The organism is Streptomyces sp. NPDC104226 (assembly GCF_055584085.1).
Genome location: NZ_JBVJMS010000003.1, coordinates 520,220 through 532,757 on the forward strand (window position 1 = coordinate 520,220; position 12,538 = coordinate 532,757).

Annotated in this window: 10 protein-coding genes; all 10 read right to left on the reverse strand. The window is 69.4% G+C overall.

Annotated features, from left to right (window positions below; all coding sequences use genetic code 11):
• Window positions 1–46: 46 nt before the first annotated feature.
• Window positions 47–1,258: a methionine adenosyltransferase gene (gene metK, locus ACZ60J_RS12280; RefSeq protein WP_469681531.1), complete on the reverse strand. Its 1,212-nt coding sequence runs from the start codon at window positions 1,256–1,258 to the stop codon at window positions 47–49.
• A gap of 8 nt (window positions 1,259–1,266) precedes the next feature.
• Window positions 1,267–2,634: an aminotransferase-like domain-containing protein gene (locus ACZ60J_RS12285; protein WP_469681106.1), complete on the reverse strand. Its 1,368-nt coding sequence runs from the start codon at window positions 2,632–2,634 to the stop codon at window positions 1,267–1,269.
• A 74-nt stretch (window positions 2,635–2,708) separates the two neighbouring features.
• Window positions 2,709–3,953: an ATP-grasp domain-containing protein gene (locus tag ACZ60J_RS12290; protein WP_469681108.1), complete on the reverse strand. Its 1,245-nt coding sequence runs from the start codon at window positions 3,951–3,953 to the stop codon at window positions 2,709–2,711.
• Window positions 3,950–5,218, reverse strand: a complete 1,269-nt coding sequence (locus tag ACZ60J_RS12295) for an ATP-grasp domain-containing protein (protein WP_469681110.1) — start codon at window positions 5,216–5,218, stop codon at window positions 3,950–3,952. The genes ACZ60J_RS12290 and ACZ60J_RS12295 overlap by 4 nt, the downstream gene beginning before the upstream one ends.
• 67 nt (window positions 5,219–5,285) lie before the next feature.
• The gene (locus ACZ60J_RS12300; RefSeq protein ID WP_469681112.1) at window positions 5,286–6,407 is read right to left on the reverse strand and encodes a peptidogalycan biosysnthesis protein; all 1,122 of its coding nucleotides are present in this window, start codon (window positions 6,405–6,407) and stop codon (window positions 5,286–5,288) included.
• Window positions 6,408–6,430: 23 nt separating this feature from the next.
• Complete coding sequence (locus ACZ60J_RS12305) at window positions 6,431–7,525, reverse strand: NAD(P)/FAD-dependent oxidoreductase (protein ID WP_469681114.1); 1,095 nt, start codon at window positions 7,523–7,525, stop codon at window positions 6,431–6,433.
• Window positions 7,522–7,851, reverse strand: coding sequence for a cupin domain-containing protein (locus ACZ60J_RS12310; RefSeq protein WP_469681115.1), 330 nt, complete (start codon window positions 7,849–7,851; stop codon window positions 7,522–7,524). The genes ACZ60J_RS12305 and ACZ60J_RS12310 overlap by 4 nt, the downstream gene beginning before the upstream one ends.
• A gap of 78 nt (window positions 7,852–7,929) precedes the next feature.
• Window positions 7,930–9,228 (reverse strand): lysine N(6)-hydroxylase/L-ornithine N(5)-oxygenase family protein, encoded by a 1,299-nt coding sequence (locus tag ACZ60J_RS12315; protein WP_469681117.1) that lies wholly within the window; start codon window positions 9,226–9,228, stop codon window positions 7,930–7,932.
• Window positions 9,229–9,365: 137 nt separating this feature from the next.
• On the reverse strand, window positions 9,366–11,006 hold the full coding sequence (locus ACZ60J_RS12320) for a class I tRNA ligase family protein (RefSeq protein WP_469681119.1): 1,641 nt from the start codon (window positions 11,004–11,006) through the stop codon (window positions 9,366–9,368).
• 70 nt (window positions 11,007–11,076) lie between these two features.
• Window positions 11,077–12,474 (reverse strand): KamA family radical SAM protein, encoded by a 1,398-nt coding sequence (locus ACZ60J_RS12325; RefSeq protein WP_469681121.1) that lies wholly within the window; start codon window positions 12,472–12,474, stop codon window positions 11,077–11,079.
• Window positions 12,475–12,538 lie beyond the last annotated feature (64 nt).

Sequence of the window (12,538 nt, forward strand, 5' to 3'; positions counted from 1 at the left end):
GGAGGGGCGCTCCGTGACATCGCCCCGTCCCGGTCCCGGGCGGGTCCTACAGACCGGCGGCGGTGCGCAGGGCGTCGACGCGGTCGGTGCGCTCCCAGGTGAAGTCCGGCAGCTCGCGGCCGAAGTGGCCGTAGGCGGCGGTCTGGGCGTAGATCGGGCGGAGCAGGTCGAGGTCGCGGATGATCGCGGCCGGACGCAGGTCGAAGACCTGGCCGATGGCGTTCTCGATCTTGTCGACGGCGACCTTGTGCGTGCCGAAGGTCTCCACGAACAGACCGACGGGCTCGGCCTTGCCGATCGCGTACGCGACCTGGACCTCGCAGCGCGCGGCCAGACCGGCGGCGACCACGTTCTTGGCGACCCAGCGCATGGCGTACGCGGCGGAGCGGTCGACCTTGGACGGGTCCTTGCCCGAGAAGGCGCCGCCGCCGTGACGGGCCATGCCGCCGTAGGTGTCGATGATGATCTTGCGGCCGGTGAGGCCGGCGTCGCCCATCGGGCCGCCGATCTCGAAGCGGCCGGTCGGGTTGACCAGCAGACGGTAGCCCTCGGTCTCCAGCTTGATGCCGTCCTCGACCAGCTGGTTCAGGACGTACTCCACGACGAACTCGCGGATGTCCGGAGCGAGCAGCGAGTCCAGGTCGATGTCCGCGGCGTGCTGCGAGGACACGACGACCGTGTCGAGACGGACGGCCTTGTCGCCGTCGTACTCGATGGTGACCTGGGTCTTGCCGTCGGGACGCAGGTACGGGATGGTCCCGTTCTTGCGGACCTCGGACAGCCGCTTCGAGAGGCGGTGCGCGATGTGGATCGGGAGCGGCATCAGCTCGGGGGTCTCGCCGCAGGCGTACCCGAACATCAGGCCCTGGTCGCCGGCACCCTGCTTGTCGAGCTCGTCCTCGTCGCCCTCGACGCGCTTCTCGTAGGCGGTGTCGACACCCTGCGCGATGTCCGGGGACTGCGCACCGATGGACACCGACACGCCGCAGGAGGCGCCGTCGAAGCCCTTCTTCGAGGAGTCGTAGCCGATCTCGAGGATCTTGTCGCGGACGAGCTGCGCGATCGGCGCGTACGCCTTCGTCGTCACCTCTCCCGCGATGTGGACGAGACCGGTGGTGATGAGGGTCTCCACGGCGACGCGCGAGGTCGGGTCCTCGGTGAGGAGCGCGTCGAGAATGGTGTCGCTGATCTGGTCAGCGATCTTGTCGGGGTGACCCTCGGTCACGGACTCCGAGGTGAACAGGCGGTTGTTGGTCATCGTGGCACTCATCTCTTGGTGGTGTGATCGTGAACGAGTGCGGCGAGTCGGGCCAGCCCCAGATCGATCCCTTCGGGGTCCAGGACACTGAAGGACAGCCGGATCTGGTGCGCGCCGCCGCCCCCGGTGTAGAAGTGCCGCATCGGCGTCCACAAAACCCCGAAGCGGGACGCCGAGTATTCGAGCACCGTGTCGTCGGCCTCGAAGGGCAGGGTGAGCACCGCGAACATTCCGCCGCCCGGGATGTTCCAGGTGACCTGCGCCCCGGGCGCGGGAAAGTGCCGGTGCAGGCCGTCGAGCACGGTCCGCAGATTGCGTGCGTACACGTCGGCTTCGCGCTGGGTGGCGGCGGCCATGCTTCCCGCGTTCGCCAGGAGTTTGCCGCCGATGACGGCTTGCGAGATGGTCGAGGTGTTCAGCGTCAGCATGCTCTTCAGCTTGGCCAGCTGATCGGCGAGGAGGGGGCCCTCCCCGCCTGTCACCCCGTCGACGCGCTGGTCGGCGACGACGTAGCCGACGCGGGCTCCCGGAAAGGCGGTCTTGGCGAACGAGCCCACGTAGACCACGCTCCGGCGCCTGTCCAGGGACTTGAGCGTGGGCAGCCGCTGCCCGTCGGCGTTGAAGAGGGAGTACGGATTGTCCTCGATGAGGAGGACGGCTTCCGCGGCGGCGACCTCCAGCAGCCGCTCCCGGTCGGCCAGGCTCATGCTCAGCCCACTGGGGTTGGCGAAGTCCGGCACCACGTAGCAGGCGCGCGGCCGTAGCCCCTCCGCGCGGGCTCGCCGGATCTGGGTGACGAGGTCGTCGACATCGATCCCTCCCGCACCCTCCCGCACTGGACGTACCGGCATGTCCATCAGCCGGGCCGCCCCGAGGAACCCCACATAGGTGGGGGCAGGGGCGAGGATGACGTCGCGGTCGTCCGTGCGCAGGACGCGCAGCAGGAGGATCATCGCCTCCTGGCAGCCGGTGGTAACCACGATCGACTCGGGGTCGACCGTGATGCCCTCGTCCACGGCGAGGTTCTTGATCAGCAGGTCGGTCAGCAAGCCCTTGGTGTGCCCGTACTGGAAGAGGGCCGTGCGGACCTGTTCCGGTGTCCGGCCGAGGTCCTCCTCCAGGTGGCGGGTGAACAGGTCGAGGTACTCGTGCAGTTGGGCGGGGTCGTAGAACTTCTCGTACGGACGTCCCGCCGCGAACGAGACCGCTTGGGGGTAGCGGCCGGTGATCTCGTTGAGCAGGGTCATCGAGCCCAGTACCGGGTCGGACAGGGAGCCGTGCAGGTCGTCGAGACGCAAGGGCTCCGAGGGGCCGTACCTGGTCGGTTCCCGCACTCCGGGCGGCGCCTGGGGAGTACGAAGGATGCTGGTCGTCATGGGGCGGTCCCTTCTGAACGCTGCGTTGGAGTCGGCGTCGGCTCCGGAGAGGGTGGGGGCGTCGGCGGCGGGCCCTACTCGACGGTGTACCGCAGAGCCGCCCGTACCCGCCGTTCGGCTTCCTGGAGCTCCGGAAGGTCCCCTCCGCCGAGCAGGAAGCCGGCGAAGAAGTTCTCTTCGTGGGCCGAGGTGAAATCGTCCTCGTCGAGGTAGCAGTCGAGGACCCCGGGGAGCGCCTTGAGTTCCTCCTCCGGCGTCTCCACCCTGACACGGCCCGTGCGGGGCGCCTCCACGTCCAGCAGCCCTACGGTCTCCGCGCTCCTGCGGGCCGCTCCCAGCACGCCGGGATCGAAGCCCGGCAGGGCCATCAGGACCGCCGTTTCGACCGGGTCGATCCCGCAGGTGCGAATGGTCGCGGACTGGTACATGCCTCCGCCCGGACGCGGATTGATTTCGATCAGGCCGACCGTCCCGTCCCGGAGGACCCTGCCCTCGATGTGCAGCCAGCACCGGTCCAGGCCCAGGTCGGTGCAGAGGGTGTCCAGGACCGGTCCGAAGGCCCGTACGGCTTCGGCGACCCGCACGTTCTCCGGTGGCGACACGCGAATGCCCGAGTCGTGGTGGCGCTGTTCGTCGTGGAAGGGCTTCTCCACCACGAACAGCGGAGTGAAGCCGCCCTGGAGTACGGGACCGTCCACCGAGAACTCGGTCCCCTCCATGTATTCCTCCACCACGATCTCCATCGCACCGAATCCGGCCTCCGTCAGCTCGCTCCGGTAGGCGGCCAGTTCCTGTGACGAATCAACCCGTCGGACCCATCGGGACCCCCCGGAATCCTGGGAGGGTTTGGCGATTGCCGGAAAGAGCGCGGCACCGCCTTCCGTGAGCTCGTCCTCCGTGCATCCCGTCTCCGTGAGCCGCGCCGCCGGCCCGCCGGTGAAGAGCATCTGCGAAAGCCCGGACTCGCGCATCTGCCGGCGCACCAGCAGCTTGCTCCGCAAGACGGCCAGACCGGGGCTCGCCCCCGGCAGCCCGAACTGCTCGGCGAGCGCTATCTGCCAGGGGATGAGCGGTTCCACGAGGTTGACCACGGCCACCGGCTCGATCCCGGACTCCTTGAGCCGCAGGAGCAGGTCGTCCAGGGATTCGGTGTCCCAGTCGAGGAGGACATGCTCGTCGCAGTACGTGCGGTATCGGTCGTCAGGCAGCGCGGACACCAGGACGGGACGCAGCCCCAGCCCCCTGAGCTGGGGACCGATCAGTCCGACTCCGCCCGCCTCCCGCTTGGACAGCACCAGGACGTCTCCGGCGGAACTCATCGGATGCCCCCTTCCGCCGTAACCACCCGGGCCCGGGTGGGAAACCAGGCGGCGAGCTCTCTGAGCCGCGCGGACGCCCGTTCGGCGTCCTCCCCGTGGGCGGCGAGCCGGGCCACTCGGATGTGCGAGCCCGAAGTGAGGTCCGGTACCAGTTCACCGGCCTTTCCCGAGACCTGGGCCAGCACCACGCCCGGCTGCTCCATGAGCTCGTCCACACTGGGCAGGTACTCGATCCGCCCGGCCGGGACGGGGAGGTTGACCCAGCCGTACGAGGCGTTCGAGAACGGGTGCCGCGACCGGACACCGCTGGGCACCCCGAGTACGGCGCGCGCCCACTCGTCGTAGAGGTCGAGCCCTGAGCTGAATTCGTGCATCTCGCGGATGAGTCCGCCTCCGATCCGGCCCGCGCACTCGCTGAACACCAGAGACTCGTCCTGCTGGAAGAACTCCAGGTGGAAGACACCTTCGTGGTGTGCGAGGGCCGCCAATGCGGAGGTGGCCAGCCGTTCGACCGCGTCGTAGAGCGGTGCGTGCTCGGCGGGCGGCAGGACGACGGAGCCGACCAGGCCGCCGTCCCGGATGCCGATGAGGTTCTGCAGGTAGCGGCAGACGCTCAGGAAGAGCACCTCGCCCTCTCGGACCACGCCGTCCACGTGCAGCTCGACGCCGGCCATGAACTCCTCGACCAGCCAAGGGCCGTTCTGCTCGGCGGCGGGCATCTCCTTCGTCAGCCGGTCCACCTCTTCCTGCGACGTGAGCGCATAGGTGGACCGGGCGCCTCCGCCGGCGATCGGTTTGACCACCAGGGGAAAGCCGATGCCCGTCGCGGAGCAGAGCGCCAGGGTCTCGGCAACGGCGCACTGCGCCGCGCGCAGGCCGGCCTCCCGGAGCAGGCGCTTCTGTACGAACTTGTCGCGCAGTGCCAGCGCGGTCGGCACGGACATGCTCCGTGACCCGAGGGTCGCGGCGATGGCGCCGACCGTGACCAGCGCGAACTCCTCCTCGCTTGCCACGCGGGACAGGCCGGCCGTATCGACGCCGGCACGGAACAGGCCGGCCAGCACCTCCTCCGCGGAGGTCGGATCCTTGACGACGACCAGCCCTCCGGCGAAGCCGTGCGCGCGGGCGGCGCCGGCGTCCTCGACCGTGACCACACAGGTGACCTCGGCCCCGTGGGCCGTCAGGGCATCCGCCGCCTCGGCCTGCCACCCGAGGTACAGCACGTGCTCGGCGACTCCTTGCCCGGGCGTTACGGGTGTTGCCATCACTGTCATGTTCCCCCACACACTCCTTGCTGTTTCGGTCACGTACCCGGAGGATCCGCGGAACGGATCAGGCTGTTGCCGTGGACGACCGGATGAGACCGGCTTCGAGGCGCCGCTGCACCGCGGGGCTGGTCGCCTTGAGATAGACGTACTGGTCCAGGGCCGTGGAGCCCCGGTTGAGCTTGGCGCGGTCGGAATCCACGCCGTATTCGAGGACTCCTACGGATCCGGCCGAGGCGCAGGCGTAGTCCATGGGCATCCGGTAGGCCGTCTCGAAGTACGTGGGCAGGCCGTCGGACAGTTCGTAGTCCGCCCCGCTGTGGAAGCCGTAGAGGTGCCGGCCCCGGCGCAGCCAGAGGGTGGTCGCGCAGCGGGCACCCTTGCGGTCCGCGGTGAACAGCACGTTGGGGATGGGAGCGGCGGCGATCGCCCGGAACCATTCCTCCAGCTGGTCGCTCGTGGCGTCCATCTCGTACTTGCCCTCGACGGCCCGAGCGAGCCTCGCGACGTCCGCCACGTTGGACTCGTCCATCCGCTCCACGCGCGTGGAGACGTCGGAGTCCAGGATCCGCTGGTGCTCCTTGCGGACCCTGAGCCGCTGGCGGGAGCGCAGGGATCCCAGATAGCCCGCGTACGCGTCCCAGCCGACCGACATCACGTGCCGGGGCCCGGTGGGAAGCTCGAGGTAGCCGGCGTCGGTGAGGACGCTCCGGAGCTCGTGCTGCTGGGCGCCCACGCAGCTGAAGGCGATCGAGCCCGCCGAGGAGTCCGCGGCGAAGTCCTCAGCGGCGGTGACGAGCGACTCCACGGCCTGCCGCCGGGCGCCGCCGGACAGGCCCGGAGCGAGCAGGACCCTCGAGTTGAACCAGCCTCCCGCCATGACGCAGGGCAGCAGGTTCCGTGTCAGTGCGTCCTGGTCGAGGGCCGGGTCCAGGCCGGCCACGTACAGGTCCGTCCGGCACAGCGGTTCCGTCACCGACTCGTCGAAGAGCAGGGCGACCAGTCCCGCCTCGGCTCCTCGCGGGCCGACGGCGGCAAGGTACGCCCGGTCCCTGCTGTGCCAGGGACCGACCGGTTCTTCCTCGATCCGCAGCCATTCCGGGGAGGTGAAGAGGTCCTCGTCGGTGACGAGCCCGGACCAGCCCAGGGGGTTCAGCTCGTGCCAGTTCTTGATCGTTTCAACAGTCATGGAGATGCCTCACGGATGGCTTCTCAGCCAGTCGGAACGGCCCGTTGGGCCCTAGTGGTGATGGCGTCCAGTGCCTTGGCCGCGAGTCCCGGGGACAGTCGGACGCCGGATCCGGAACCTCCGACGACCGCCGCCAGGCCGGGTGCCCCCTGTGACACACGGACCAGGGGAAGTCGCTCCGGGGTGTACAGGTCGCAGAAGGCCCGCCCCCCGACGACGGATGCCGCGGCGACCGCGCTCCGGGCCGCCAGCGCCGCCGTACCCTCGCGCAGGTCGTCTTCGTCCGCCGAACCGTCGACCTGCCCGGGAGACAGGTCCCAGGTCTCGCTGCGGAAGCTGACGAGCGCGGCGTCGTCCGCCAGGGGGAGCACGAAGAGGTCGTCGTCCAGGAAGTAGACGAGTGGATCGCCCAGCCGGACGGGAAGGGTGCTGTGCAGCGCCGCGACGCGCTTGCGCCGTGCGCCCTCCCCGCCGAGGAGACCCCATTCGGGTGCGGCGTCGACGGGAGGGAGATCCCAGGGACCGACGGCCAGGATCGCCTTGCGGGCGCGCCACCCGGCGTGGTCGGTGGTCACCTGGTAGCCGTCGGTCAGCCGGGAGACGGCGGTGACCCGCTGACAGGTCTGCACGCGGACGGAGCCCCTGGCCATGGCCGCCGTCAGCACGGCCTCGGCCATCGGACGGGCCTGCACGACGGAGCCCTCGCCGTCGTGCGTCACGAACCTCTCGTCGGCCCCGACCCGGAGGTCCGGAAACAGCTCGTCCACCCGCTCGCGTTCGGCCTGGTCGAGCCCGCGCAACGGCACGGCCAGCCGCGCCTGGAAGGAGGCGATTCGGTCACGGTGGGTGAGGTAGATCATCGGCACCGGGCGCTGGAACGCCCCGGCAGCGGTGTCCTCGAGGGCAGCGAAGCGCTCCCTGCTCTGCCGGACCAGCTCCCGGTGAGCCAGGGTCGGAACGATCGGGAAGCTCGCGCCGGCGGACCATGCGGTCGTACCGCCTCCGACGGCACCGCGTTCGAGTACCACGATGTCCCAGTCCGGGTGCCGAAGGCTCGCCTCGTGGGCGATGAACGCTCCGATGATCCCGCCGCCCACGACGACCAGATCCGCACTCACGACAGGGCCTCCGGCCACCACAGGCTGAAGACCTCCAGCGGTCCGGCACCCGTGCTGACCACCTGGTGGTGGGTCCACGGCGGGAAGAACACCGAGTCCCCCGGACCGATGTCGGTCTTCGTGTCCTCCGAGAGGACGAGGCCGGTGCCCGCGCGTACCATCCACAGCTCGGCCACCTCGTGGTGGTCCGGCTCGCTGGTGGCGCCCGGCGGTACCAGGAAGCGGGAACCCTTGAAGGGCCAGTCCGGCCGGCCGAGTCCGGGCGGCGCAGCCACCTCCTCGACGACCATCCCCGAGGGCATGACCTCCGGCACTTCGAATATCACTTTTCTGGGTACTGACATGGGTGTCCCCCGAAGTTTGGTGAGAGGTGCTGGGAAATCTCTTGCGGACGGACGAAGAGGTCAGGGCGCGATCAGATCGCCGTCACGGTCCCGGTCGGGCACCGACTCCCAGGTGACCGTCGAGGTGACCCTGTCCAGGCGGTAGAGGTCTTCGCCCAGGACGGAGTTCAGGATCCTCGCGCTCCGCCACGAAGCGAGACTGAGATTGGGGTCCGCGATGCCGTGCGTCGCCTCGGCCGCGTTCTGGACGTACACGCGGAGTCCGGGCGGACCGTCCCACGACAGCGAGTAGTCCGCGCGGACCTCGAACTCGCCCTGCCTGTTGAGAAGCCGCTCGCGCAGGGGTTCCAGGTAGGCGGGGGCCGCGCTGCTGTATCCCGTGCAGAAGATGACCACGTCGGCGTCGCAGCGTTCCAGCCGGTTGCCGTCCTCGTCGTGCAGCGTGCTCGTGAACCGGTCGCCGTCCGCGGCGAGGTCGACCATGCGCCGCGAGGTGAGCAGTTGGTGGCGCAGCCCCGAGCGGGCCAGGTCCAGATCGTAGAGCCGGCGGTAGATGCTCCGCAGCAGTGATTCGGAGACCCCGTCGCTGGCGAGCCGCTGGTGTGACAGCAGCTCCGCGCGCCGGTCCGGGGCCAGGCCCTGGAAGTAGTCGACGTACGGCGGCGCGAACCACTCGTTCGTGAAGGGCGAGTCGTCGATGGGAAGGAACCCGACGCGACTCGATATCCAGGTCAGCGACGAGGGGAGCCCGCCATCGGTCAGAAGGTAGTTGACGATCTCGGCGCCGCTCTGGCCCGCGCCGACCACCAGGACCTTCTTGTCCTTGGTCTCCGGATCGACCCGCAGGATGTCGCTTCCGTGCAGGATGCGGCGCCCGACCAGTGGCTGGGCGAAGGTCGGGAGCGACGGCCTGCGTCCGGAGCCGAGGACCAGGTTGCGGGTCCTCGTCACCGTTCCGTCGGTGGTCGCGACCTCGAAGCTGTCCCCGTGGACGGATACCTCGCGGACCTCGGAGTTCCAGCGCACGCTCGACAGCTGGCCCGCGGCCCATCGGTAGTAGTCCTCGAACTCCTGCCGTGAGCAGCCGGTGCCGTTGGCCATCAGGGAGCGGAAGATGCGGCCGTTCTGCGCGAGGTAGTTCAGGAAGGAGAACTTGTTGGTGGGGTCGACCAGGGTGACCAGGTCCTTGAGGTAGGAGACCTGGAGTTGAGCGCTCGGCAGCATGATGCCGCTGTGCCAGCGGAATTCCGGCTTCGACTCCACGAAGCCGGTCCGCAGCGAGCCGGCCGACTCTGCGAGCGCCGCCAGGCTCAGGTTGGCCGGACCCAGTCCGATACCTAGCAAATCGACCTGGTTCATCGGTGTGCCTCTCATCGTTCGCGTCGGTGGTCGGAGCCCTGAACTGTCCGCGGACACGGGGCGCGGTCTCTTCTGGTGGTCGCCTGGCACAGGCGGCCGGCCGTGACGTGACGGGCAGGGCGGTGTGCGGCTCTAAGTCAGTTCCCACCGGCGATTCCCCGGAAGACGAACAGGGAGCACGCGTCGACCAGGTTGCCGACCTTGACCGGCCCCGACGGGTGGCCGGGCAGCGCGTCCCAGTCGGCGCTCTCCACCGTCCCCGCCAGCCCCAGAGCGGACCAGAGCTGCTGGGCCATCGCGGGAGCGACCGGGTAGAGGGCGGCGGCGAACGCCGCCGCGACCGCCAGCTGCGCTTCGACCCCGCGCAGGAAGCGTCCGTGCAGCTCCGGTACGTCGCGCAGGTGTGCGTTGCCGTGTCCGAACTCGACCGCCGCGTCGACCAGCAGGTCCAGCGACCACACCGCGTCGCGCGGCGCGAAGGTGTCCGCCGAGTAGGCCCGGTCGACCCGCCGGAGGGTCTCGCCCGCCAGTTCCAGCAGCCGGTCCGCGGCCGCGTACCGGGCTTCCGGAGCGGTCTGGTCGATCGCGGCGGCCGCCTCGGAGCCGTCCGTGAGCTGGCGGAGCCAGTCGGACCAGCGGGGAAGAAGGTCGCCGCCCAGCCGGTCGGCGAAGCCGCGCCAGGTGAAGCTGGTCTGGTGGGTGGCGGGTCGGTCGCAGGACAGGTGGAGCCTGAGATGGTCGGCGGGCACGTCCGGCAGCGCATCGAGCATCCAGACCGCGTGCTGTCGGCTCGTCGAGAACTTCAGGCCGTCCAGCCGGTAGAACTCGTTGGATATCAGCGCCTCGGGCAGCTTCGCGTCAGCGCGGAACGACCGCATGATCGCGGGGAAGAGCACCGCGTGGAAGTAGCCGTTGTCGAAGCCGAAGAACTGCACCACCCTGTTCTCCGTGGTCCACACGTCCGGGCGCGGCGCTCCGAGGAACTCCGATGTGGCCGCGAGGTAGCCGGCCGCCATCTCGAACCAGACGTAGATCCGATGACCCTCGAAGCCTTCGGTGGGGACCTCGATCCCCCAGTCCGCCGGGTGCGAGACGGCGATCTCCGGCAAACCGTCCGAAGCCATCTGGTGGCAGAGCGCGGTGAGATGTCCGTCCATCAGAACGGTTTCCCAGTAGGCCTCGAGCTCGCCCCGGAGCGGCTCCAGCGGCAGGTAGAGCCTTTCGCAGGGCCGCAGTTCGCAGGATGCGCCGCAGATGGTGCACTCCGGGTCGGCGAGGTCCGCGCAGTCGTTCGGCTTCCCGCAGACCTCGCAGGCGTTGCCGCAGGCCCGGGTACCGCAGTGCGGGCAGGTTCCGACCACGTAGGCCTCGTACGCCCAGCGGTCACACGGTACGCAGTACGGCAGAGGCCGGGTGCGCCGGACGATCGTGCCGTTCTCGTACAGGGCCGAGAAGACGGTGCGCGTGAAGTCCACGTGGTGCGGAGAGCGGCGCGGCCGGGCGACGAAGTCGTAGGCCACTCCGGCGTCCGCCCAGGCCTGCTCGATGCGGTCGCCGAAGTGTTCGGCGATGTATTCGGCCGTCCTGCCCTCGCGGACGGCACGGGTTTCGGTATAGCTCTGGTGGTCGTCGATTCCCGTGAGGTGCGCGACCTGTGCGCCACGGCGGGCCTGGTGCCGAGCGAACACGTCCGCCGCCAGGTAGGGACCGGAGAAGTGCCCCAGGTGCAGGTCGCCGTTGGGAGTGGGCGGGGTCGCGGTGACGATCAGGTTCTGCATGGCTAAGTCCTTCAGGGGGAGAGCGGTGGTCGAGCGGCGTCCCGGTCCGGCCGGGCGGTCGGGCGCACGCTCAGCGGGCCACGGGCAGGATGGGGATCCCGGTGTGCGTCTCGGGAAGATGCGACCTCCACCACTTCTGTCCCTCGGGGGGCAGCGTGTGGATCGGGTCGTAGTACTCGTGCGTGCGGTCCAGAGCCGATCGGTCGTCGCCGTCGAGCGCGGTCAGGTAGTTCTTCGACCAGTACGAGATGCCGCGGGTCCGGTCGTACTCCGCGAGCTGGTGAACCCACCTCTTGCCCACGAAGGGCACGTCACAGACGATCCTGGGAGTGGCGAAACCGGGCAGGTAGCCCATGATCGCGTGCTGCAGCTCCTGCGCCGCGGCGACCGAGGTCCGCCAGTGCTCACTGAAGGGGATCATGTCGCACATGTAGAAGTAGTAGGGCATGATTCCGGCACCGTCGAGCAGGCCGAAGCAGAGGTCCAGGAGGCCCTTTGGAGTGTCGTTGACCCCGTGGAGCAGGACCGCCTGATTGCGTACGTCGCGCAGCCCGGCGTCCAGCAGGGCCGCCGTGGCACGGCTCACCGCCGGCGTGATCTGCTGCGCCGCGTTGGCATGCGTGTGCAGGGCGAGTTGGACGCCCCGGCCGCGGGCCGTGGCGCTCAGCCGCGATATCCCCGCGACGACTTCTTCCGAAGCCCAGTACTGGGGAAGGCCGATCAGGGCCTTGCTCGCCAGACGCACGTCCCGGATCGACTCGATCTCCAGGAGCGACGCGACGAAGGCTTCCAGGCGCGGCCACGGCACGTTGGCCACGTCGCCGCCCGAGACGACCACGTCGCGGACCGTGGGGTGTGTGCGCAGGTACGCGAGCATCGCCTCGAGCCGGTCGGCCGGCCTGGCTTCGAAACGCAGCTTCTGCACCTGCGGCGTTGATGTTCCCACCAGGTCCATGCGGGTGCAGTGACCGCAGTACTGGGGACAGGTGGAGACGAGCTCCGCCAGCACCTTGGTCGGGTAGCGGTGCGTCAGGCCCTCGGTGGCCCACATGTCGCGTTCGTGGAGCGAGTCGCGCTCGGCGTAGGGGTGGGACGGGAAGTCGAGGCGCCGATCGGAATGGACGGGCAGCATGTAGCGCCGCACCGGATCCTCGTAGAAGGCGTCCGTGAGATCGGCGCCGGTGCCGGCGTGCGGCGCCATGGTGTTCAACATCTGCGGAGTGAGCAGGAGCGACATCGTGGCGAAGTCGCGCTGATCACGTTCGACGTCCTCGTAGAAGCTGTCGGAGAGGAGACCGCCCAGGAGGTTCCGCAGCTGGCGGACGTTCTTCACGCAGTGCGCGCGCTGCCACTGGGCCGAGGCCCACTGCTCGTCGGTGACGTCGCGCCAGCCCGGGAAGCGGCGCCAATCCGGTTCAACGGGTTCACGGTACTCATAGGTGTAGGGCTGCTTCTGGTTCGTCAGCATGGGTTCCTCTTGGTACGGAGTTCCGGGCACCCCGGCGCCGGCCGTGTGCGGGGGAGCCGACACA

Coding starts and splice junctions, on each gene's coding strand:
- metK (WP_469681531.1), bottom strand. CDS start 1,258: ATGACCAACAACCGCCTGTTCACCTCGGAGTCCGTGACCGAGGGTCAC.
- ACZ60J_RS12325 (WP_469681121.1), bottom strand. CDS start 12,474: ATGCTGACGAACCAGAAGCAGCCCTACACCTATGAGTACCGTGAACCC.
- ACZ60J_RS12295 (WP_469681110.1), bottom strand. CDS start 5,218: ATGGCAACACCCGTAACGCCCGGGCAAGGAGTCGCCGAGCACGTGCTG.
- ACZ60J_RS12285 (WP_469681106.1), bottom strand. CDS start 2,634: ATGACGACCAGCATCCTTCGTACTCCCCAGGCGCCGCCCGGAGTGCGG.
- ACZ60J_RS12290 (WP_469681108.1), bottom strand. CDS start 3,953: ATGAGTTCCGCCGGAGACGTCCTGGTGCTGTCCAAGCGGGAGGCGGGC.
- ACZ60J_RS12320 (WP_469681119.1), bottom strand. CDS start 11,006: ATGCAGAACCTGATCGTCACCGCGACCCCGCCCACTCCCAACGGCGAC.
- ACZ60J_RS12300 (WP_469681112.1), bottom strand. CDS start 6,407: ATGACTGTTGAAACGATCAAGAACTGGCACGAGCTGAACCCCCTGGGC.
- ACZ60J_RS12315 (WP_469681117.1), bottom strand. CDS start 9,228: ATGAACCAGGTCGATTTGCTAGGTATCGGACTGGGTCCGGCCAACCTG.